Origin of the sequence: Paenibacillus sp. W2I17 (assembly GCF_030815985.1) — a bacterium.
Classification (GTDB): Bacteria; Bacillota; Bacilli; order Paenibacillales; family Paenibacillaceae; genus Paenibacillus.
The window spans coordinates 4,110,272-4,133,218 of record NZ_JAUSXM010000001.1; the positions used below are offsets into that span (position 1 = coordinate 4,110,272).

Here is a 22,947-nt window from a genome sequence, read left to right on the forward strand (position 1 = left end):
ACAAAGTTTGCTAGCGTTTTAACGTCAGAGCATCCATCTATTAAGACTCCCTGGACGAATCCAAATGCACGCTGCAGTTGTACAGTTCGCATTGCCACGTATCATCTTTCTTGGCAATCCGGGTAATGGATGTGTTGGACAGCTTCACGCTGATATCCAGTTCAGGCACCAGACCTCGCAGTGTATTCCGTAGAACGGCTCCGTGACTGACAACGATCACTCTACCATCGGGGTGCTGCTGTACAATATCCTCAAGCATCGCACTGCCTCGAACAGTCCCTGCATCCGCAAGCTCCCGTCCCAGATCCAGGGTACTCCAGTCCACTCCCCACTTGGCTATACGTTCTGCTTCCGTCGTTCCTTCGACCTGACCCCCGCCCATCTCGCGAAGTCTAGGGTCCAGATGAATCTCCTGAATACCCAGGCGATCACCAATGATGCGAGCCGTCTCACTTGCACGTTCCAAGTCACTTGCATAGATGGCATCCCAGGATTCTTCGGCCAGCCTCGCGGCAAGTAATACCGCCTGTTCCCTACCATCCTGATCCAGCGGATTATCCGTCTGTCCCTGTGAACGTTTTTCCTTATTCCACGCTGTACTTCCATGGCGAATCAATGCAATTTGAGTCATTGTTGTTCCTCACCTTTTTCTATATGAAGTTCTTCTTCTGTAAAATGTTTGCGTGCCTTCGGCTTGGCAAATTTGCCGCCATTATATTGAGCAGACCCGTTTCTCGGAATCGAGAGACTGTCCCAAGCTGTTTCTTTGAGCATTTTCGCGGCAAATACAATCTGCCCGACATGATACGGATAATGCGCCAATTGCCGAATAATTGCCTCCATAACGGTATGACCTTCATTGCGAATGTATATGATATGAGACAATTGTTCCGGGGTAAACGAACGAATGGCTTCGAGTAGGCATGTCCAGCCTTCTTCCCATTTAGCGAGCAACTCTTCCCGGGATGCAATATCATTCACGAATTCAGCATCTCGCTCACGCCACGGTTTCTCACCATCTGTTGTCAGTACGTCCGTCCAACGGGACAGCATATTGCCCCACAGATGTTTTACGATTACCGCAATGCTGTTCGCGTCTTCATTCCAGGATTGAAACAATTGCTCGGACTCCAGTTGTGCCATGGCTTTTTCCCCGAGCTGCTTGTAATACAGAAATTGCTTCTCCGCTGTCTCCAGAAAAACCTGATTCATATCCATCCGTTAACCACCCTTCGGAAAAGTAATATGACCCCTGATCACGTTCAGAAAGATACGTCACATGTTATTTTATTCAGGAAATGAAAATGTACCGTCTGCATTCGGTTCAAATGGAATGACTTTGCGAACCGCATCCAGATTGAGCTCTCCATAGATATGTGGATATAGTTCATTCAATTCGTAGAGATCCTCATACACCAGTTCTGGCTTCAATGCCTTCTCATCAATACTAAGTAATAACAGATCTGTGCGGCCTGCATAATATTGCCCGGCTACCCATGGGATCTGTTCCTTAGTGGAACAATGAATGAATCCGTCTGTCTCCAGGCTATCTGGTGCATACTCAGTCCCCTTTGACACTTGCTCCCACAACGAACGGGAAATAATACTATAGATCATGGTTCCGCCTCCTTCAATTTCTACGATGTACCCTATATGTCATTGGAAGTATTATAGATCATCCCGGATACGGGAGTACAATTTTTGATCCGTAAATACACCTTTGATCTTCAACTGTTTGCGTAACAAACCTTCGTACGACATGCCCAGCTTCTCCATTACGCGTGCAGAGCCTATGTTGCCTGCATTACATTTCCCCTCAAGCCGATTGCAGTCCAATTCCTGAAAGCAATAATCCACGATGGGTTGCATCGCTTCTGCTGCGAGCCCCTTACCCCATTGACTGCTGGCTATCGCGTACCCTAGTTCAGCACTCTGCATGGGTTCGTTGAGATGAAAAATGCCACCCCTCCCGATCAAGGTCCCTGTTTCCTTCAAAATAAAAGCCCAGATATGTACCGTTTTCCGTTCATAATTATCCAGTACCCGCTGAATATATTGAATTGAATCCTCCACCGTCTCATGGCAGTTCCACAAGCTTTGCTGACTCACTCGCGGATCAGAGGCAAATGCATAATATTCATTGAGATCATCCATCACAAGGCGTCTCAGCTTTAACCGCTGTGTTTCGAATTCGGGCAATTCGGCAAAAAGTTTTTCTACATTCATTCAGCACACCTCCATGATTCACTTGAGTTCATGATCCAGCCATCTTATTTCTCAGGAAATAACGATCTATTATAACCATGCACAGAATACCGACCGTATATCGAATCAGATCGATTACCAGAAAACCATGTCCCAAAATAAGAGCACCTAATACGGTAGAGCGTATCTCAATCAGCCAAGGCGTCTGAATCAACTGTGAGAACTCAATCATCCAGCTGAATACACAGCTCAAACACATCGCCCATACCAAGCTGCGATGAGGCCACACCATGCGTACTCCGAAATAAATCATGCCTGCCCAACATGCATCCCCGAAATGTTCATGCACCCAATTTGGCAATCGTTCACCATAGTGTCTGGATGCGAGCCCTGCCGCCATGGTCATCATGACTGCGAAGAAATAGATCAGCCTGTCTCTGATAAGTACGCTTTTCAATCAATCACACGCCTTCATCAAGCACTTGTAAAATAAATTGCGTTTTGGCAGCGGTATACGATTCCCTATCTTCCTTGTTCTCATCAGCAAGCTTCGCCTTCAGGACGGCGTAAGCTTCCACCAGATCTGGGCGTTTTCTCAGCACATCCCGAAACCGAATTTGACGATCCCAGCGTTCTTCTCCCGGGCGCATCAGATGCAGGTGTACAGCTCTCTTGCCATCCTTAACCCTGACCCAGAATCGTCTGTACTCCCGTCCATCCAGTTCAGGCGGAACGTAATTCCAGCCCACCGGATTCAACTGATCCGCAATCAGATCCATGTCGTCCCATGACTGTACCTCTGCCATCAGATCAATAATGGGTTTGGCGGGTAACCCTGGAATGGACGTGCTTCCGATATGTTCGAATTGATGGATATTAAACTGCTGTAAACGGTGTTTGAGTTGCCGGATTTCTTCCTGAGCCTGCGCATCCCAGTTGGGGTTGGCCGGAGCAATCTCTACCGCCTCTGTCGCCCAGGCAGGCCAGTTTTCCGGTTGCATTGGATCTTTCATTCAGGTACCTCCTCTTCACCATGACATTTTAAATGGTAACCTTCTCTGTATTTTTCATAGGTGCTTTGCTTCATGCGCTTAATCGTAGTGCTCCGTTGAAATGTAAGTATGGAACTTAGGGATAAAAGAAGATATTTCAGGTAAGTCAGATCACTAGAGTTAGAGTCTGAGCTTATAATCGAAGCTTTCATATTCATCCAATCCCCTTATATAGTTGTTAAAGCAGAAGGCATTTCAGATACATATTTCTATATATCCAAAAAAGGAGCGTATGTCTACGCCCCTTGGTTGTCTGTTACCTTGATGATATTGATGATTTTAACGTGTCATGTACTGATTTTATCTTTGAATTGATGCAAGCACTTCATTATATAAATATTTATTTTACCGTAACAGGGATCGTCACTTTTTTGTTGCCCCACTTGGCTGTTATGGACGTTTTACCTTTGCCTACAGCCACGATCTTGCCATTTGTTACTGTCGCTACGCCCGGCTTTGTGCTGCTCCACACCGCACTGTTGGTCACAACAGTGGTCTTGCCCGTATCATACTGGGCCATCACACTCAGCGTTGTACTTCCCTGTGGGGACAAAACCAGTTTTTTCTGGCCAGTAATCAACTTTTTGAGTAGAGGTACAACGGTAACCTCTGCCTTTATTGTCTGATTTTGATAAGTTCCTGTCAAGGTGGCTTGTCCCTCGGTCAGCGTCTTAACGGCTCCATTTTTCACGATAGCTACATTTGTATTGGAAGAGGTCCATATCACTTGTTTCGAAAGGTTGATCGTTTTGCCGTTTGCGTAGGTGCCGATCACCTTCAACGCTTTGGACTTCTTGATGTTCAGCTGCATTGTGGCAGGAGTGACTTCAACTTTGGTAATCTCGTCCGTCACGGCAACAGGAACTTTTACAATCGTTGTTCCGTACTTGCCTTGCAGCAATACTCTGCCGGGTGTAACGCCTTTGATTTTACCGTTTTCCAGCACAGCCGAAGAAGTGGATACGGACCACACAATCTCAGACGTCACATCCTCTTCCTTACCATTCGCACGGGTAATGCTTACTTTCGGAAGGGTGCTTTCACTGCCTTTAACAAAACTGTAGGATTTCGGTGAAGCTTTGATGCTTTTGATCTTCTCCTGAACTTGGACAACCAACTGGGCTTTAGCCCCGTCTACCTGTGCAAAAATGGTTGCTTCGCCCGCGGCCACAGCCTTGACTTTGCCTTTCACCATCGTCGCAACCGCTGCATTACTGGTGGACCAAGTCACGCCTTCGGTAACATCCTGCTTGTTATCAAAACCTTCTACGGTTGCCATCACCTGAAGCTTAGCTGTCTCGGAAACACTCATCTTCTGCGGGCTGCTATTGGTAATTTCAATCGATGTCACGTCACCGGTAGCCGCCAAAGCCAACGAAGGGACCAGTACGGTCAATGCAATCATTAGAGCAAGTGTGCCTCGAAGCGCCAGTTTGATTCTATTCATTTCAATATCCATCTCCCATAATCCAATATTTTACTTCTATTATATTATATCGGATACGAATTGCATAAAGTTGAATAACGTGAGTGAGAGTCTTGTAACAATTCATGATTTTCATTGTATAATATGGGAAGGTCGCGTAATACTGTTTTAATAAACCTAAAAAATGGGGTGGGATATGTATGATCGAAAAGAATTTGCTTGATATGGTTTCACCTAAAAATAACCGTAAACGTATGAAAGCTATCGTCACTTCGACATCCACCAAGATTCGTCCTGAAGACGAAATGGTTCTATTGATGAAAACAGCCCGCAATCGTTTCAAAAAAGCCCTTGAATCTGGACAAATTGAAATCATTAACGAGCGTGAATGGAAGCTGCGTTAACATTTAAGAAATAACTTTATTTACTTACATAAACGAAGAAATTTTAATCAAAGAAGTAAGCTATATCTGAGGTTCAAGCACTTACCAGCTCAGTTAAATTCAGCACAAAATATTAGGAGATCGGTTCGTTAAATAGTGTTACCGTTTAAAAGGGGATGTCCATCGTCACATACAACATGACGTGTGGAACATCCCCTTTTTGAATTACTAGAGCGTTACCTAACCTCTCTAATTCACTTTATCCTGCTCTGGCAAAATCAAGCTCTCGGCCCCGCCCATATAGGGCCGCAGGGCTTCCGGAATGTGAATACTTCCATCCTCCTGCTGATGATTCTCAAGCAAAGGAATCAGGATACGCGGCGATGCCACCGCCGTATTATTCAACGTGTGACAGTAGGCCAACTTGCCTTCGGCATCCAGGCAACGAATGTTCGAACGGCGAGCCTGAAAATCATGCAGATTCGACGACGAATGGGTTTCTCCATATGCACCGCGGCTCGGCATCCAGGTCTCGATGTCATACTGTTTGTACGTTTTCTGCGACATATCTCCGGTACATACGGCGACAACACGATACGGCAGTTCCAGTAATTGCAGCAATTCTTCGGCGTGTCCCGTAATCTCCTGTAACATGCGCTCCGATTCTTCCGCATCAGGAGCACAGAGAATGACCTGCTCAACTTTGGCAAATTGGTGCACACGATACAATCCGCGCACATCACGTCCGCCGGAGCCAACCTCATTGCGGAAACACGTCGATACCGCGGCCAGCTTCACAGGCTCTTGAACATCAACAATCTCATCCGCATAATACGAGACCAGCGGCACTTCAGAAGTTCCCACCAGCCACTTGTTCTCCCCTTCGAGTTCATAAACCTGATCTCGACCGGTTGGGAAGAATCCGGTGTTCACCAGTGCGTCCTCCCTGACCATCAACGGTACTTCCATCGGTGTAAACCCGTGCTTCAGCAGCAGATCAAGCGCAAGTTGCTGTACTGCCCGATGTAATAACAGGCCAGCGCCTTTTAATACATAACTTCGCGTACCGCCAATCTTAACTCCACGAGGAATATCGATCAGATCATGCAACTCCCCAAGTTCCACGTGATCTTTGGTGTTATACTCGAACGTTGGCACCTCTCCCACACGTCGCAGCTCTACATTATCCGCATCCGACGAGCCATTGGGGGTATCCGGTGATACGATATTGGGTACCAGCCATTGCAGCTTGGTTACTTCCTCCTGCACAGGGGCAAGCTTCGCTTCCACCTGTTCCAACTGTTCATTGAGCTGTTTCACCTGAGCGCGCAAACCCTCGGCCTGTTCCCGATTCCCCGCTTGCATTAGCTTACCAATATCAGCAGATAACGTATTGCGCAACCTGCGACCTTCTTCAATTTCCTGCAAAAGTGCTCTACGTTCTTCATCCCGCTCTAACAATGTGCGAATGTTGATCTTGATTTTTTTCCCGTCTGCTGCAGCCTGAACCTCTTCTGCATGCGCCCGAATCCATTTCATTTCTAGCATGGTCACCGTCTCCTTTGGCTGTAAAAATACAAAGAGCGCCCTCATCCCTTGGGACGAGGAGCGCTCTGCTCGCGGTGCCACCCAACTTGCTGAATCAGGATATCCTGCTTCCAGCCTCTTGGTCCGCGATAACGGGCGGTTCCGGTTAACTTGGGGAAATATCGCTCCCCTGGCGAAAACGCCTCCGAGTTGGATGCTCTTCAACGGCATGGTCCGATCTGTAATTGTTGGTCTCAGTATATACGAACGCCGGACCTAATTGCAACCTTCTGTATCGATCAGGAATTCATGGCACAACGTAACATGTCCTGTTATGATAGACTTTGTCTTCAAGATTGCGCTTTATTGTGATCCTCAATTTATGTATATAAGTAAAAGGAGTTCTTTATGAAAAAATTACTTTGGATCGGATGTCTGTCCTATTTCCTGATTGGACTTGCCCACGTTGTGCTCGGTTCCATTCTGCCGGTTGCACTTGAACATTATGGCAAAGATTATAGCCAAGGCGGAACGCTGATCTTCGCTCAATTTGCCGGATTCCTGGGTGGTGTATTGTTATCTCCATGGCTGAACAGACGCTTTGGTAAACGGGGAGGCCTGTTAATCGCCACAGCACTGCTCTGTATCGCAGAATTATCCTATATGCTGCTGCCCCCATGGGGCTGGATGTTCGTCATCGCACCCGCAGCTGGCTTCGGATTCGGAATGGTTGAAGCTGTTATTGGAACCATTATCATCGCTGCAATCAAAGACAATACAGCCGTTGCCATGAGTCGACTGGAAGTGTTATTCGGGATCGGCGCGATGGTCATGCCGCTCATTGCCAGTGGTCTGATTGCTGCCGGATACTGGCGCCTTTCCTTTCTCGTTGTTGCGATCTGCGCCGCGCTGACCTTTGTTTTCTGGGCGAAAGGATCATTTGGAGAGCTCGATAAGTTTCTGGAGCGACAGAATTCAAATCATGCTTCCTTAAATACGCACTCTGCTGGGACATCGGGTGAGATGCATCCCGCATCTGCAAGTACATCCAGTCCAACCTATCGTGGCAGTAACAGGACTCTTCTGGTATTATTCGTCCTGTTCTTCTTCCTCTATGTTGGCACAGAGATGAGTCTTGCGAACTTCATGCCGGCGATCCTGATTGAGAAAATGAACATGAAGGAAGCCGGAGCAGCGCTTAGTGTCACCTGTTTCTGGATTGCCATGTCCGTGGGACGACTCTTCGCCGGGTATATCGCAGAGAAATTCCAATACCGCGTCTATGTTCTGTACAGTTGTCTTGCATCTGTTCTTTTGTTAATGGTATTTCCATTTACAAACCAAATCTGGTCTGCATTTCTCATCATCTTACTGCTTGGACTTGCGATGTCAGGGATATTCTCCATTGCCCTTGTCTTTGCCAGTAAACTGCTGCCCGGAACAGAAGAATCCACACCCAGCATTTTGATTGCCTCAGGTGGGGTTGGCGGTGCCATTCTGCCTTTGACTACGGGGTGGAGTCTTGATCATCTGGCGGTTAATCAGTCTGCATGGATGCTTGCCATCTTTGCAGTTGGCCTGTTTGTCATTAGCGTAATCACGTATCAATGGCAGAACAAACATATAGTGAATTCTGCGACTTAACAGTTATGTGTTGATCCAGTCCTGAGGATTAGAAATACCTATTAAAGAAATTGAAATGTCCACCGCCATGACCTGACGGTGGACATTTCTTTGTAGCGTTACTCTGTTCTAACGAACCTAGCACACGCTATTCCCATCCATTTCCGCATGTTTGAAATCTAACGAATCCTAGAGACGTTATTATAGATAATTAACTTCAATTAAATGCCTCGTTGGAGGTTTTTTGCATAATAACGCCGCTGAGATTCGTTAGATTTTTCATTCCTTAAAAACTGGCCTAATACGGCGTTCTCGATTCGTTAGCGCTGTAATCATGGTGGCAAGTACCCTATCTCTGCCTCTCTGATCACCTTTCATTAGAGGTGAGAATAATATCTATTCATTTGCGTAAGATTGCCCAGGAAATACTTAGGGCCAGCCAAATCACACACTTTTGTTAACGACAGGGCACTACAGGGCCATTGCCTTTGATGAATTTACCAAATACATATCGGACGAGCGGTCCCAGAATGATTAACTGATATGGAAGCGCAAGGCTGAAGTTACGAGCAATGGTATGGAGATACGTACGGAGTACGGATGACCCACTTAATTGATCCGCAAGATATGCCGAGATCATTCCATACAAGGACATGATCAGAACCATGCCAATCACCATAAAAAATGATATAGCAAGCACACCCATAATCTTGTTGGACTTGTCAAAGGGCAAGGAAAAAGCAATCTTTCTCGCTATAGGTCCAACGATGAAAGACTCCACCAGAAACGCGATGACAAAACATACTATGAATTGAAGCAGTATCTCAAGCGGGGACATCTTACCGAGTAACCCACTGTGCCATAGATTGAAGAACATCATGATCAAGACCATTCCTGTGCACATCATTAATCCGAAAATAATTTGTTCCTTCTTGCTTGTTGGCAATTCTCTCATCCTCTCTGTTTACCTTCGTAATTATAGAGATGAGGAAACCCTCCACATAAGTGAACATTCTGTGAACAATTATGATTTTCCCAAATTAAAACCGGATTTGACAACCATGTAGTACAGCCCTATGATATCCCTTAAAATGGTAGAAAGATTCATGGTATAAGGAGGATTTGGATTATGAGTTTTCAAAAACGCATTGACCACGTCGGCATTGCTGTGCGTGATCTGGAGACCACGCTGCGTTTCTATACGGAGATTGTTGGTCTTGAATTGAAAGACCGGGTAACCCATACCAACGGCGTCATTCAGCTCGCCTTCCTTGGCTTCAATGGAAGTAATGAGACTGAGATTGAGTTAATTCAAGGATACAGCGACAAGCTGCCTTCCGAAGGTACGGTACACCATTTTGCGATCCACGTGGACGATCTTGATTCTGAGTACAAACGCATCCAAGCCACCGAGGCCGAATTTATTGATGGAGAGATTATTACACTGCCTAACGGTTACCGCTATTTCTTCATCTATGGACCTGAAAAGGAATGGATTGAGTTCTTCCAGCGCTAAGAATTGGAGTTGATTTCATGAACATTTTAATTACCGGCGCAGCCGGGAAAATTGGAAGGGACTTGTCCCAACACTTGTCAGAAGCATATCACCTGCGACTAACAGATTTGAATATCGACAGACTGCATACGTATCAAGAAACCGACCATGAGATCATGACACTGGATGTGACAGACCCTGAAGCCTGTCAGCATGCTTGCGAAGGCATGGATGTGGTAGTACATCTGGCGGGAGACCCTTCCCCGAATGCCGGATTCTTTGAATCGTTGTTGGACATCAATATCAAAGGTACATTTAATGTATTCCGTGCAGCTAAGGACCAAGGTGTGCAAAGAGTCATTCTGGCGAGCAGTGCACAGACGATTGAGGGGTATCCCATTGATGCTCAAGTCTATCCGGACATGCCAACACGCCCACGGAATTTGTACGGGGTTAGCAAATGTTTTGGAGAATCGCTCGCTTCCTATTTTGCGTATACCGAAGGTTTACAAAGTGTAGCAATACGTATAGGTGCATATGATGATTTTCAACCGGACGGACCAGCGCTGGAAGCAAGGGATATGAGCGCGTATATTAGTCCGGCTGACTTGTGTGATTTGATGTTCAAAGCCATTACAGCTACCAATCTGGAGCCTTTCACCATACTGCATGGGATCTCGAATAATCGGTTTAAACGATTGAATCTGGAAACCACTCAGAAACAGGTAGGTTATGCCCCAAAATCCGATGCTTTTGCACTCAGCCAGATTTCCTTATATGATTCGCCACGATAATTATTGAAAATAACACATCTAAACAGGCTGATACACATATGTATAATGGCCTTCTTGATTAATTCATACGTGTCCCCATCCAGTTCCTGACTGGACACGTTCCACCCGCTGGCCTATAATTACACCTAGTAATGCCCGTAACTTCATAGTTTCCCAGGGGAGTCGGAATTGGCCGGCTGAGAGTGTATCCCACCAAGATACTAACCCTTAGACCTGATCTGGATCATGCCAGCGTAGGAATCGGAGTATATCGAAATGGCACAGCCCTATGGCTGAACGCCACCTCTCTAACGCCTGCACGCGTCCCGGAATACGGGACGCTTTTTTAATGTTCTTTTATATAGCCAGAGAGCTAAAAAAAGTGACGTTATCCAGATCTCAACTGGTATAAATCTGTCGATTTATGCAAGATGATTTGATATGAAGCCAAGGAGTACCCCGTGCCAATTGGCCGGACATACCGAAGGAGAGAACCACAGATGAAATGGCGTAAAACGATGGGATTGTTGCTCTTATGCGTGCTTATGGTGACTGTAGCCGCATGTGGTGGCAAAGAAGCTGCCCCAGCTGGGCAGAACGGCAACACAAATACGGAAAGCAGCAACGAAGGTGACACTGCCGCCCTGAAAGATATTAAAGTGGTGCTCGACTGGACACCAAATACGAATCATACCGGCCTGTATGCGGCTGTAGATCAAGGTTTTTATAAGGCCGAAGGCTTGAACGTGGAGATTGTACAACCAGGCGCCGGTGGCGCAGATACGATGGTCGCCTCCAATGAAGTACCGTTTGGCGTAAGTTATCAGGAGAGTGTAACTCAAGCCCGCACACAGGGTGTTCCTCTCGTCTCCATTGCAGCAGTTATTCAGCATAATACATCCGGGTTCGCTGCTCCGGCAGATCGGAATATCAAATCACCGAAAGATTTTGAAGGTAAAACCTATGGCGGTTGGGGTTCCCCAGTCGAAGAAGCCGTGATGCAATCCATTATGGAAGGCGACGGAGCCGATGTATCGAAAGTGAAAAACATTAATATGGGTGACGCCGACTTTTTCACCGCAGTAAAACGGGACATTGATTTTGCATGGATTTTCTACGCATGGACGGGTATTGAAGCCGAACTGCGCGGGGAACCAATCGACATGTTATATGTGAAGGATTATTCAGATGCACTGGATTATTACACGCCTGTCCTCGTAACCAACGAGCAGACGATCCAAAACGACCCCGAGTTGGTGAAAGCATTCCTGAAAGCCACCTCCGAAGGGTATCAATACGCAATTGATCATCCCGAAGACGCAGCGAACATTCTGATCAAGGCCGTACCGGATCTGGATAAAGACCTCGTACTGGCAAGCCAGAAGTGGCTCAGTCCAAAATACACGGATGACGCCCCGCGTTGGGGTGAGCAAAAACAGGAAGTGTGGCAGAACTACACCGACTGGATGTTTAGCAAAAAACTGCTTGATGAACAGATCGATGTGAGCAAGGCATATACAAACGAGTTCTTACCCCAATAAAATTTCTCATATAAAACGAACTTAATATTTACACGAGGACGGAGAGGACAGAAATAACGTGAAAAAGCGAAGCGGTCGCCTTTATCACCGGATTTTCCCTTTAGAGAAAGGGAATCAAAAAAATCTGGGGATAACAGCGATTGGAAGGTTATTCTGTCATCGAAGTGGCAAGTGTAACAGTCATTAGTTCATTTTATATATCACGAAAGGAGCCGTGATCTCTCATGGCAAGCACATTACTTAGCATTCAGGTTATTCCGAAAACGCCAAATGGCGAGAACTCTTATCCTTACGTTGATCGCGCCATTGAAGTTATTCAGCAATCCGGCCTGAAATATCAGGTGAACGCGCTCGACACCACGATGGAAGGTGAACTGGAGGAACTGCTGGAAGTTGTACGTAAAATGCACGAGGTACTTGTGGAGGCTGGCAGCCCAAGCATCATCTCCCAGATCAAAATCGCCCATAGCCCTACTGGCTTCAGCATGGATACCCTGACGGAGAAGTATCGCTAATGCCTGCCTATTTCAAAAGTGTATGGCCGCCCATTGTGGCGGTTATTCTCTTTATAGCGATATGGCAGGGAGCCGTCTCCCTCTTCCATATTGAGAAATGGATGCTGCCTGCACCATCCGACATCGCCCGCGAAGCGGCAACCCAGGCCGAACGACTTGGTATGCACGCTTCCGCAACCATTCAGTTAACGCTGATTGGATTCGCGGCTGGAACAGCGGTTGGATTACTGATTGCAATGGTGCTGCATTTGGTTCCTTTTCTCAAGTCGGCCCTGTACCCTCTACTTATTCTTAGTCAAAATATCCCAACTATCGCGCTCGCGCCGCTCCTGTTAATCTGGTTCGGATTCGGGCTGTTGCCCAAGCTGATTACCATCATCCTGGTCTGTTTCTTCCCCGTTGCAGTGGCGGCTATGGACGGCTTGACCCGTACAGATGCAGCGATGATGAACTATATGCGCATGGCTGGTGCGAAACGTCATCAGATTTTCTGGAAGCTGGAGCTTCCCCATGCGCTGCCATCCGTGTTCTCCGGTGTCAAAATCGCCGCTACCTATAGCGTGATGGGTGCCATCATCGCCGAATGGATTGGTGCAGACAAGGGTATTGGTTATTATATGATGCTGCAAAAGTCGGCTTATCGTACGGACCGCCTATTCGTGGCGATCATGATTATTGTCGCGCTCAGCTTGCTGCTCTTCCTGTTCATTGCCCTGCTGGAGAAGCTGCTCGTGCGCTGGCGGCCACAGAAGCGGTAGTAAAGCAAGTAATCTGTATATTAGGAAGTGATGACCATATGAATCGGCAACAGGATGAACAAGTCCAGCCTGGACGAGGAGCAAGTGTAATGGAGCCAAAGCATGGTGAAAAGCTTCACCATGCTACCCCTAATCGACCTGCTGCTCCTGCTTCGATTCCACCTGCACTGGACGTCGTTGATGTTCATGCATCATTCCGTGAACGGCGCAGCAAGCTACCGGTTCTGAACGGCCTGTCCATGACTGTGGAGCAAGGCGAGTTTGTTGCTATCGTTGGACCTTCTGGCTGTGGCAAGAGCACCCTGTTCCATATCATCGGCGGTCTGCTGAAGCCACAGGAAGGCCAAGTGCTTATGAACGGTCAGAATGTAACGGGACAGCGTGGCAAGATTAGTTATATGCCACAACAACCCGCTCTTTTCCCTTGGCGCACCATTGAAGACAATGTACTGCTCGCTGGAGAAGTAGCTTCAAGTGCTCCCCCCCGGACCGAAGCACTTGCAGAAGCTCGTAAGTGGTTAAGCAGCGTGGGTCTTGCCGGGTTCGAGCAGGCATACCCTCATATGCTGTCGGGCGGAATGCAGCAGCGTGCTGCATTTCTGCGCGCCCTGCTCAGTCCGCAGGAACTCATGCTGCTGGACGAACCTTTCAGCGCGCTGGATGCACTGACACGTAGCGACATGCAGCGCTGGCTGCTCGATATCTGGGAACAGAACCGCCGCTCGGTGCTGTTCATCACCCATAATATCGAAGAAGCATTGCTGCTAGCGGATCGGGTCTATGTATTATCCAACCGACCTGCAACGGTGTTGCACGAGGTGCATGTTCCTTTTGATCGCCCAAGACGAGAAGAAATTACGGAGGAATCCGCATTCCTTGCGCGTAAACGGGAGATTGCTCAGTGGATGCGAGAAGAACAGCAGAAAGCCCGCCTATCTTGATAGTGCGGGTTTTTAAGTTATTATTTTCCTTTATTGGGTGATCCACCACAAAAAAATCTGCGTAACATAGTTAAAATATAAATGACCACAAGGAGGAATTCCCTCGTGCATTCTCAAGCTTTTGCACCATTCATTGATGCTCATATTCACTTCGATCAGTATACCTCTGACGAACAACGCGAAATGCTCCTATCTTTCCCGTCTCAGCAAGTCGAGGCAGTCATCGCCGTGTCCATGAATCTCGCTTCTGCCCAGGCTAATCTGGAGCTTGCAAAACAACATCCACGTAATATCTATCCGGCCTTCGGTTTCCATCCGGAACAGGAACTGCCGTCCATTGCAGAAATGGACCTGTTCTTCCAATGGATCGAGAAGCATATGGGACAAGCTACAGCCATCGGAGAGGTTGGCCTTCCCTATTACAATCGTCAGGAAGCGGAGCAGACAGGGCAGCGCTTCGATCAGAGCGGGTATATCAAGCTGCTTGAACGTTTCATCCAACTTGCCAAAAAGCATAACAAACCACTTGTCCTTCATGCGGTATACGAAGATGCGGATATCGTCTGTGATTTGCTGGAGCAAAATCAGTTCCGCCGTGCTCATTTCCACTGGTTCAAGGGATCTCGCGAAACCATTAGACGCATGGCTGATAATGGATATTTCATCTCTTTCACGCCAGATATTCATTACGAAGAAGAGATTCGTGAACTCGCCCGGCAATATCCATCAGAACAAGTGATGGCCGAGACCGACGGACCTTGGACCTTCCAAGGACCATTTCAGGGACGAATGACACACCCCGCCATGACCAGACAGGTTATCCAGGCATGGAGTGAGATCACCGGCATGGGAACCGAGCGGGCCGCCCGTCTTTTTTATCAGAACACAAAGCGTTTCTATGGCTTAACTTGAGTACATTTTAGGTAGCAGCAAGTACTCTCGCTTGCCCTGCCAACACAGCACAAAGAAGCCAGTCGGTTTCGCCCCGACTGACTTCTAGTCTACTATTATATATCAGTTGAACTAAATTTTTACACAGGAACGTAGAGGACAGAAATAACCTGAGGAAGCAGAGCGGTCGCCTAAAAGCTTTCTGAAAGAAGGCTACTTCGGAAGCATACGCTATCACTAGATTTTCACCTTCACAAAAATTGGATCAAAAAATCTGGGGATAACAGCGATCGGAAGGTTGTTCTGTCATCGGAGTGGCAAGTGTAACTACCTTTAGTTCAACTTAACGCTTCAAGAATCCTTTGCCTTCCAAGAACGGTCTCACTTGCAACCTTGTCGGCTCAGTCAAGCGCTTCGCCATCAGTTCGGACCATGGAGTCGTTCTTTCACCGTTAGTCCGTTCTTTCATGTAGGCTGTCGTTGTCTCATCATACTGCTCAACACCTTTGATGCTCTGCTCGGCATTATAACGATTACGATGCAGAACTGCATTAAGTGGCAACCGCGGGCGAATTCCCGTTTCCTGATCTGCAACACCAATACACATGCCATACACCGGATATACCCCTTCCGGCAATCCCAACAGCTCAGCAACTTCCTCAATCCGGGTACGAAGCCCGCCAATATATACGATTCCGAACCCTAGTGACTCTGCTGCCAGAGCGGCGTTCTGGGAAGCCAGTGCAGCATCAATTGTGGCTACCATGAAATTCTCGGTTGAATCAGCATACGATTCCTTCTCAGGAAGATGACGTTTCGCAGCATCACTCAGTCGATACAGATCAGCACACCATACGAGAAACACCGGACATTCATTGACATAGGCCTGATTGCCTGCCAATTCAGCCAGCTTGGCTTTTTGCTCTAAATCAGTCACAGCAATTACGGTATATGCTTGCACACTACTTGAAGAGGAAGCCATCTGCCCAGCCGCTACGATGGCTGCAAGCTGCTCATCACTTACCGGGTCTGGCTTGAATTTGCGTACAGAGCGGTGTTTCATCATCAACTCAATGGTTTCATTCATGGCTGTTCACTCCCAATCCTCGTAATACGAACTCAATTGTCTGCTCAGCAAGCTCGTCGGTATTCATATCCTGATAATCAAAGCCAAATCGTGAATTCTTGGCCCGTTTGTGCGCCAAAGCCACACCCATAACCTGAAGCATCGCATAAGATACGGACTCGACCTGGAACAATCCCTGGTCTTTTCCTTCTTGCAGCAGTTCCCTCACTCGGGTCCATACAGGGTCTAGAAAACGAAATACGGTAGCTGTACGATGTGTACGCAGTGTAATTTCAAGCTGCACAATATCGCTCATCTCCCGATCCGTCATCGTGAACTTCACAACTTCACCAATAATTCGGCGGATACCTTCCACAGGCGAGGACATCGACTCTTCCGCCAGCGAGTTCATCATATGCCCAGGGAAAAAATGCTCAAATAATGCTTCGAACACCTTTTCTTTTCCGCCAAAATGATAAGACACCAACGACACATTGGCACCTGCCTCATCACATATTTGACGAACACTCGTCCCGTCATACCCTTGCTGTGCAAAAAGCTTCTTGGCTGCAAGCAATATCCTCGTTTTGATATCCAACTCCGGTTCCGTCATTCCGTCCCGCTCCCTCTTGTCCGTTCATCTCATTCGCTCCAGCTCAAGGACTGCAGCCAGCGATTCATCTGTCTATTATATTACACCAAGCACCCCGATGAAAATCATCGGGGTGCTTGTCCTATCTATGAAGCCATAACATGCATCTGCTGTATTAGTTGTTTGCTTGAGCAGGGCTTGGAGCCATAGCTGGCATGCGTTGTTTTTTCAACAACGTCACGACCAGGGACAACGCAACGGCAACCAACAGCACAATCACGATAGAGCCCGCAGCAGACTGAACTCCTGGGCCCCCCAACTGCACGCTCAGAATACCCTGAACGGCGTATGTTGCAGGCAGGTACTGCCCAATGCCGCTATAGAAGCTGTTCAGCAATTCACGCGGTACCATTGCACCGGAAGATACCAGCTGCAAGGACAGTGAGATGATGTTGAACAGACTTCCTGCAGGTCCGAAGCAGATCAGGAAGAACTGGGAGAAGAACATAAACGTGCACAGGAAGAGCGCCTGGAACAACCAGAATGCAACGAATCCTTGTGCAATCTGTCCTCCCAGTGCCACGATCAATGATGATCCCAGCAAGGAAACGACCAATGCAGAACCCACGTTAATGACTACTCTCGCGCCAAACAAAGTCAATCGGGAATAGGTAGATGACAGCATACCCATAGCTGTCTGGAGGTTCATCCCCATGATCATGGCACCTACATAGGAAGCCAGTACCATCATCATCGGCACCATCTGATTATTCATCCCGTTAACCGGGTTGATGGACGTTGTCGTTCCTTCCACTCGGGTAGTCAGGTTAGTAGCGGCTTCAGCAGCCTGATCGGCAGGCGTACCTGAAGCGGTTAACACCGTCTGTACTCCTTGTGCTGTAGCTTGTTTGTTAATCGTGTTTGTCACACTTTGTGATACACCTTGCATCATGCTTTTAATCGTAACCGGGTTTGCTTCATTAATGGTGTATTTAATCTCGGCGGTGGAGCCAGCCGTCTGAAGCAATTCGTTAAATCCAGCCGGGATATCCAGCACCATGTGTACTTGGTGATGATTCAGCTGATCCAACGCTTCAGCCGCACTCAGATTGGATACGGTATGAAAAGGCAGTGTTCCTGCGAGCGAATCCGCAATTCCTTTGGACATTTCGCCGTCCTCGTTCACAATCGCAACCGTCAATTCTTTCGTACGGTCATTTACTCCAGAATATGCGGTCATCCAGATCACGCTAAAGATCACTTGGAACATAAGTGCTGTTACGATCCCTACAATCACTGGCGGTTTTTTAAACAATGTACGTAAAGCCTGTAACATAAAAGGTGTCCTCCATTACTCAAATAGTTCTAATTTGATTTAAACAGTTGTTTGAATCAAACGATCGTTTAAATTTTATGTGAATATGTCCATATTGTCAACTCATTTTTGAAAAATTCAGAAAACGTAAGCTTTATTCATGAATACAATCGATCTATTTTCACAAAAGAGCATTATGCTATCCTTTCTCCGTAGAAAAGAACATCTATACCAACGATTCAGGCTTACTTTCTGGCGACTCAACTGTATTTTTTCTCAACAAAAAACACGGTCCGCCGCAGCGAACCGCACATTTATTCATCCTTACTTCATTTACAATGAGGCGTTGAATATATCTCCAAACAAAGTTCGGTCAGTTATTTCTCTTCAGCTTCATCCGTTGCAGACGTAGGGAATTCAGTACAACCGATACGGAGCTGAACGCCATCGCTGCCCCTGCCAGCCATGGAGCCAAGAAGCCAACTGCCGCAATAGGAATACCAATAACGTTGTAACCGAGCGCCCAGAACAAGTTTTGTTTGATGTTCCCCATCGTGCGCCGGCTCATCTCAATGGCATCTGCAATGCTGTTCAGATCACCACGCATCAACGTAATATCCGCCGCTTCCATCGCTACATCCGTTCCTGTTCCGATGGCCATCCCAATATCAGCAGTAGCAAGTGCCGGAGCATCATTAATGCCGTCACCTACCATCGCTACTTTCAGGCCACTCTCCTGAAGTTTCTTCACTTCCGCAGCTTTACCTTCCGGCAGAACCTCAGCCAGCACTTTACCGATCCCTGCCTGTTCTGCTACAGCGCGAGCTGTTCGCTCATTGTCTCCCGTGATCATGATGACATCAATTCCCATCGCCTGAAGACGCCCAATGGCTTCTCGAGAGGTATCCTTGATGGTGTCAGCCACAGCCACGATCCCTGCCCACTGACCATCCACTGCTACCAGCATCGCTGTACGCCCTTGTTCCTCCAGACGGTTCATCTGCTGAACGGTTTCCTCAGAGACATTCACCTGTGCATCCGCAAGCAACCGACGTGTGCCGACCAGTATTTCCTGCCCTTTTAATGAAGCTCGCACGCCATATCCCGGTATGTTCTCGAACTTCTCTGTTGGGGTTAACTCCAGACCCTTGGCACGAATACCTGCAACAATGGCCTCTGCCAGCGGATGCTCAGAACTCTGTTCGGCCGCTCCTACACGCTCAAGCAGATCGGATTCCGTCCAATTCGGAGCCGTGACAATATCCGTAAGCACCGGTTTACCTTGGGTTACTGTACCTGTTTTGTCGAGCACCACGGTCTGAATCTGTTGTGCCGACTCCAGATGTTCGCCGCCCTTGAACAGAATGCCATATTCAGCCGCACGTCCTGATCCAGCCATGACAGAGGTCGGCGTTGCCAGCCCCAGTGCACATGGACAGGCAATGACAAGCACGGCAATCGCTTTTTCAAGGGAACCAGCGAAGTCACCTGGACTTGCAAACAGATACCAGATCAGGAATGTCAGCGCAGCTATGCCAACAACAATTGGAACAAATATGCCTGAAATGACATCTGCAATCCGCTGGATCGGTGCTTTGGAGCCCTGAGCTTGCTCGACTACTTTAATAATCTGGGACAAAGCCGTATCCGATCCCACTCGGGTCGCACGCAGTCGTAATACCCCGTTTTTGTTCAGCGTAGCACCTGTAACGGGATCTCCCGGCTTTTTATCCACGGGAAGGCTCTCTCCACTTAGCATGGATTCGTCTACTGAGGATTGCCCTTCTTCAACGATACCATCCACCGGGATGCTATCACCCGGCTTCACCAGGACCAAATCACCCACCGCAACATATGCGGCAGGAACTATCACTTCCTGTCCATCACGAATGACACGAGCTTCACGTGGAGCCAGTTCAATTAAGCTTTTGATTGCCTGTGAAGAGCGACCTTTCGCCACAGCTTCGAACCATTTTCCCAGTAAAATTAACGTAATTAGAATCGCACTTGTCTCATAATAGAGTTCTACCGAAGGCATGGCGGCTGTGCTCGTTCCCATTGCCCCATGATCCATGGTTGTAGAAGGTAAGTACCCACTGGATAACGTCAGATACAGACTGTAGAAAAACGCTGCGCTGGTACCAAGTGCGACGAGAACGTCCATATTGGCACTGCCGTTACGTAGCGCTTTGTATGCTCCCACATAGAATTGCCATCCAATCACGAACTGTACTGGCGTTGCCAGAATCAGCTGGAACCAAGGGTTCATGAACAGATCTGGGACATAGATTCCGGATGTAAACGAGAAATGCCCCACCATTGCCCACAGCAAAGGAATCGATAACAACGCAGATATCATCCATTTCCACTTTTTGCGTTGCAGCTCACGTTCACGAACCGATGTGGTCTCTTCTTGCGTCAATTGCAGTTCAGCACCGTAGCCCATCTGCTTGATCTTGGCGGTAATATCCGAAGGTTTCAATGTGCCAGCGGCATATTCGATATGCCCTGTTTCCAGCGCCAGATTCACATTCGCCTGAGATACCCCAGGTAATCGGGAAAGACCTTTTTCAATCCGGGCAGAACAGGCAGCACACGTCATACCCGTAATGTTCAGATCAACCGATTCGGACACCGTAGCGTAGCCCAATGCTTCCACCTTATCTCGCAAGGCACTCACGTTGGTTATCTTCGGATCATAGGAAACGGTCGCCTGTTCAATGGCAAGATTCACATTGGCCTGCTGCACGCCTTCCATACGAGACAAGCCCTTTTCGACTCGCGTTGAACATGCGGCACAGGTCATCCCCGTGATGTGCAGTGTTGTCTTTAGTCCTGGTGCGTTTGCCATAGGTGGTATTGGGGTGGGTTCGGATAATCTATCCATTGGTTTATTCGTTGAGTTATCCATCATATCAGCTCCTTTCATATCGATTCAATTTATCGCAACATACCCCTAAGGGGTATATATCAGACAGAAAATTAGGCTTAAACCTGACTCGTGGGAAAAGGGGTTTGCCCTCATTGTGCCCATGAGCATGTTCGGTTTAAGCCTGTGATCCCGTTAGACTACATCGTATCCCTGATCTTCAATCGCAGCTTTGATCTGATCCACGTTCACTTTCTGCTCATCATATTCCACCGCTACTGTTCCCGCTGCCAGATCAACCTTACCACTCGCACCGGTATTCTTCACAGCTTCTTCAACCGACTTCACACAGTGATTGCAAGACATTCCCGTAACGTTCAATGTAACATTAGACATTCTAAATTCCTCCTTGGGGTATATTAAAATGATAAATTAAATAGGTGAATTGATATAACTTACTTCATTAACTTCCGCATCGTAACCAGCAGTTCGTCCACAACCTCATGTTCACCAGCCTGAATACGCTCAACGATACAGCTCTTCATATGGCCTTCAAGCAAAAGTTTGCCTACTGAATTAAGAGCAGACTGAGCCGCCGCGATCTGCGTCAGCACATCATCACAGTACGTATCCTTCTCGATCAATCCCTTGATCCCGCGAATCTGACCTTCCACACGGTTCAAACGAGAAACCAGGTTACTCTTCATCTCCTGCGAATGGTGACTCTTGCGCACATGCTTCCCATCACTGCCCTCGGCATGACAGGATACCTCTTCTTGAACTGTAGCCAAAGCTTCCGTTGAATCTGAAATGGAGGATTGTAAAGGTTCCTCGGGATGGCTCTGATGATCCATCATGAACACCCCTTTTCTCTCGTTCTTTTCTAAGAGTAACATACCCCATGGGGGTATTCAAGAGTATTCTGATATTTTGATAAAAATGGATGAATCCTTCCTAATTAAATAGAGCGATGCATCTTACAAGGTATACTCCATCCTGCTGCTGCGGACGACTAGACCCATCTGTTCATAGAAAGCCTGTGCCCCAGAATTAAAAGTCGACACGGACAATTCCAAGCTGTCTGCCTGAAGTTCTCTCCCTAACTCGATGAATGCTTGTAGTAACTGTTTGCCTGTTCCTTGACCCCGATGCTTGGTATCCACTACAAATTCATGGATGTACAACATCTTGCGATCCACCATCAATGGGTTATCCTGAATTACACTTAACTGCGCGCTCCCGTAACCCAGAATCAAACCCGTTTCGGAAGACTCGGCAACATACAGGTAACGCTTGTCCGTTTCCAGCAGTTCGGTGAACTCCTTTTCCTCCATTCTGGTCTCTAACGCTCTGTATAGGTCCGCCCGCGCCTCGACATGCATCTGGTGCAGGTCATCCATCAACAATGACACGCCAGAGTAGTCCCTCATTTCTGCCTTTCGGATGTTAATCGTACCTGTACTCATCCCATCACTCTTTCATCTAATGAATTTTACATTATTATACAACCAAAAAGCAGATACCATAAGGGTACCTGCTTCGCTAAATTTATCTTCATTCCATCAAGCCCGTAGGATGCTCATGTTGTTTATTTTTTCGAAGAAGCATTTCCTTCATTAAAAGCAACAGGTGATGGCTTCGCTGCCCATTCGTCCGCCTGCGGTTCAATGTCTACTCCGCTCAAAATCTTCTTTTTTTCCATCAAGGAATCCCCGTCTTCATCCAGTTTGTTGCGAATTTCTGCCTCGTCCTGAGGTTGATTGTTCTGTGTCATCGTAGAATCCTCCCTTATGTGTTTATCTTCAATATGATGTTCCTTTATATAACTTACCCATTTTTTGCTTTATCATTCTCCACTAGGGACAGACGCCATAGCTAACGAATCGCACACACCTTATATGGGCAAATATGGGCGGAATGAAAATGTAACGAATCTCAGACACGTTATATTACGGTAATTCATCAGAATGGGTGG

Annotated in this window: 26 protein-coding genes and 1 riboswitch; of the genes, 9 read left to right on the forward strand and 17 right to left on the reverse strand. The window is 47.4% G+C overall.

Annotated elements, in window-relative coordinates:
• Positions 1-40: 40 nt before the first annotated feature.
• The 7 genes from QF041_RS18310 to QF041_RS18340 all read right to left on the reverse strand — a co-directional run bounded on the left by QF041_RS18310 (position 41) and on the right by QF041_RS18340 (position 4,704).
• Positions 41-631: a histidine phosphatase family protein gene (locus tag QF041_RS18310; RefSeq protein ID WP_307415235.1), complete on the reverse strand. Its 591-nt coding sequence runs from the start codon at positions 629-631 to the stop codon at positions 41-43.
• On the reverse strand, positions 628-1,218 hold the full coding sequence (locus QF041_RS18315) for a DUF1572 family protein (RefSeq protein WP_307415236.1): 591 nt from the start codon (positions 1,216-1,218) through the stop codon (positions 628-630). The genes QF041_RS18310 and QF041_RS18315 overlap by 4 nt, the downstream gene beginning before the upstream one ends.
• A 69-nt stretch (positions 1,219-1,287) precedes the next feature.
• Entirely contained in the window at positions 1,288-1,617 is a 330-nt protein-coding gene (locus QF041_RS18320; RefSeq protein WP_036673184.1) for a DUF952 domain-containing protein, read from the reverse strand.
• A 51-nt stretch (positions 1,618-1,668) separates the two neighbouring features.
• The gene (locus QF041_RS18325; protein WP_307415237.1) at positions 1,669-2,226 is read right to left on the reverse strand and encodes a GNAT family N-acetyltransferase; all 558 of its coding nucleotides are present in this window, start codon (positions 2,224-2,226) and stop codon (positions 1,669-1,671) included.
• A 28-nt stretch (positions 2,227-2,254) separates the two neighbouring features.
• Positions 2,255-2,662, reverse strand: a complete 408-nt coding sequence (locus tag QF041_RS18330) for a ribosomal maturation YjgA family protein (protein WP_307415238.1) — start codon at positions 2,660-2,662, stop codon at positions 2,255-2,257.
• Positions 2,663-2,666: 4 nt separating this feature from the next.
• Positions 2,667-3,218: a GrpB family protein gene (locus QF041_RS18335; protein WP_307415240.1), complete on the reverse strand. Its 552-nt coding sequence runs from the start codon at positions 3,216-3,218 to the stop codon at positions 2,667-2,669.
• Between the two features lie 379 nt (positions 3,219-3,597).
• Positions 3,598-4,704, reverse strand: a complete 1,107-nt coding sequence (locus tag QF041_RS18340) for an Ig-like domain-containing protein (protein WP_307415241.1) — start codon at positions 4,702-4,704, stop codon at positions 3,598-3,600.
• A gap of 179 nt (positions 4,705-4,883) precedes the next feature.
• Between QF041_RS18340 and QF041_RS18345 the strand changes: the two genes are divergently transcribed.
• Positions 4,884-5,087 (forward strand): hypothetical protein, encoded by a 204-nt coding sequence (locus tag QF041_RS18345; protein WP_076253873.1) that lies wholly within the window; start codon positions 4,884-4,886, stop codon positions 5,085-5,087.
• Between the two features lie 228 nt (positions 5,088-5,315).
• Here QF041_RS18345 and serS read toward each other — a convergent pair whose 3' ends face one another.
• Entirely contained in the window at positions 5,316-6,614 is a 1,299-nt protein-coding gene (serS, locus tag QF041_RS18350) for a serine--tRNA ligase (protein WP_307415242.1), read from the reverse strand.
• 387 nt (positions 6,615-7,001) lie between these two features.
• Here serS and QF041_RS18355 point away from each other — a divergent pair, with 387 nt between their 5' ends.
• Positions 7,002-8,237, forward strand: coding sequence for an MFS transporter (locus QF041_RS18355; RefSeq protein WP_307415243.1), 1,236 nt, complete (start codon positions 7,002-7,004; stop codon positions 8,235-8,237).
• 436 nt (positions 8,238-8,673) lie between these two features.
• Here QF041_RS18355 and QF041_RS18360 read toward each other — a convergent pair whose 3' ends face one another.
• Complete coding sequence (locus QF041_RS18360; protein ID WP_307415244.1) at positions 8,674-9,171, reverse strand: DUF2798 domain-containing protein; 498 nt, start codon at positions 9,169-9,171, stop codon at positions 8,674-8,676.
• A 174-nt stretch (positions 9,172-9,345) separates the two neighbouring features.
• On the opposite strand from QF041_RS18360, the gene QF041_RS18365 reads away from it, so the two are divergent.
• The 7 genes from QF041_RS18365 to QF041_RS18395 all read left to right on the forward strand — a co-directional run bounded on the left by QF041_RS18365 (position 9,346) and on the right by QF041_RS18395 (position 15,151).
• Entirely contained in the window at positions 9,346-9,732 is a 387-nt protein-coding gene (locus QF041_RS18365; protein ID WP_307415245.1) for a VOC family protein, read from the forward strand.
• 17 nt (positions 9,733-9,749) lie between these two features.
• Positions 9,750-10,505, forward strand: coding sequence for an NAD-dependent epimerase/dehydratase family protein (locus tag QF041_RS18370; RefSeq protein WP_307415246.1), 756 nt, complete (start codon positions 9,750-9,752; stop codon positions 10,503-10,505).
• A 145-nt stretch (positions 10,506-10,650) separates the two neighbouring features.
• A riboswitch (TPP riboswitch) is annotated at positions 10,651-10,763 on the forward strand.
• Between the two features lie 221 nt (positions 10,764-10,984).
• Positions 10,985-12,025, forward strand: coding sequence for an ABC transporter substrate-binding protein (locus QF041_RS18375; protein WP_036673166.1), 1,041 nt, complete (start codon positions 10,985-10,987; stop codon positions 12,023-12,025).
• A 224-nt stretch (positions 12,026-12,249) separates the two neighbouring features.
• A complete protein-coding gene (locus tag QF041_RS18380) occupies positions 12,250-12,540 on the forward strand; it encodes a thiamine-binding protein (RefSeq protein ID WP_017690996.1) in 291 nt (96 codons plus the stop codon).
• Positions 12,540-13,298 (forward strand): ABC transporter permease, encoded by a 759-nt coding sequence (locus QF041_RS18385; protein ID WP_036616724.1) that lies wholly within the window; start codon positions 12,540-12,542, stop codon positions 13,296-13,298. Before QF041_RS18380 ends, QF041_RS18385 begins: the two co-directional genes overlap by 1 nt.
• 89 nt (positions 13,299-13,387) lie before the next feature.
• Positions 13,388-14,239, forward strand: coding sequence for an ABC transporter ATP-binding protein (locus QF041_RS18390; protein WP_373461399.1), 852 nt, complete (start codon positions 13,388-13,390; stop codon positions 14,237-14,239).
• Positions 14,240-14,320: 81 nt separating this feature from the next.
• A complete protein-coding gene (locus QF041_RS18395) occupies positions 14,321-15,151 on the forward strand; it encodes a TatD family hydrolase (RefSeq protein ID WP_307415250.1) in 831 nt (276 codons plus the stop codon).
• 322 nt (positions 15,152-15,473) lie between these two features.
• Here the strand turns inward: QF041_RS18395 and nfsA are convergent, their stop codons facing one another.
• The 8 genes from nfsA to QF041_RS18435 all read right to left on the reverse strand — a co-directional run bounded on the left by nfsA (position 15,474) and on the right by QF041_RS18435 (position 22,746).
• Positions 15,474-16,217 carry an oxygen-insensitive NADPH nitroreductase gene (gene nfsA / locus QF041_RS18400; protein WP_307415251.1) on the reverse strand — a complete coding sequence of 248 codons (744 nt, stop codon included), beginning with the start codon at positions 16,215-16,217 and terminating at the stop codon, positions 15,474-15,476.
• Positions 16,210-16,809 (reverse strand): TetR family transcriptional regulator, encoded by a 600-nt coding sequence (locus QF041_RS18405; protein ID WP_062837201.1) that lies wholly within the window; start codon positions 16,807-16,809, stop codon positions 16,210-16,212. The genes nfsA and QF041_RS18405 overlap by 8 nt, the downstream gene beginning before the upstream one ends.
• A 154-nt stretch (positions 16,810-16,963) precedes the next feature.
• Positions 16,964-18,124 (reverse strand): YhgE/Pip domain-containing protein, encoded by a 1,161-nt coding sequence (locus tag QF041_RS18410; RefSeq protein WP_307415252.1) that lies wholly within the window; start codon positions 18,122-18,124, stop codon positions 16,964-16,966.
• Positions 18,125-18,476: 352 nt separating this feature from the next.
• Complete coding sequence (locus tag QF041_RS18415) at positions 18,477-20,954, reverse strand: heavy metal translocating P-type ATPase (protein WP_307417001.1); 2,478 nt, start codon at positions 20,952-20,954, stop codon at positions 18,477-18,479.
• Between the two features lie 213 nt (positions 20,955-21,167).
• Positions 21,168-21,368 carry a copper ion binding protein gene (locus QF041_RS18420; protein WP_036673156.1) on the reverse strand — a complete coding sequence of 67 codons (201 nt, stop codon included), beginning with the start codon at positions 21,366-21,368 and terminating at the stop codon, positions 21,168-21,170.
• Between the two features lie 59 nt (positions 21,369-21,427).
• Positions 21,428-21,826 carry a metal-sensitive transcriptional regulator gene (locus QF041_RS18425; protein ID WP_307417002.1) on the reverse strand — a complete coding sequence of 133 codons (399 nt, stop codon included), beginning with the start codon at positions 21,824-21,826 and terminating at the stop codon, positions 21,428-21,430.
• A gap of 123 nt (positions 21,827-21,949) precedes the next feature.
• Complete coding sequence (locus QF041_RS18430) at positions 21,950-22,438, reverse strand: GNAT family N-acetyltransferase (protein WP_307415253.1); 489 nt, start codon at positions 22,436-22,438, stop codon at positions 21,950-21,952.
• A 122-nt stretch (positions 22,439-22,560) separates the two neighbouring features.
• A complete protein-coding gene (locus QF041_RS18435) occupies positions 22,561-22,746 on the reverse strand; it encodes a hypothetical protein (protein ID WP_017691007.1) in 186 nt (61 codons plus the stop codon).
• Between the last annotated feature and the right edge of the window lie 201 nt (positions 22,747-22,947).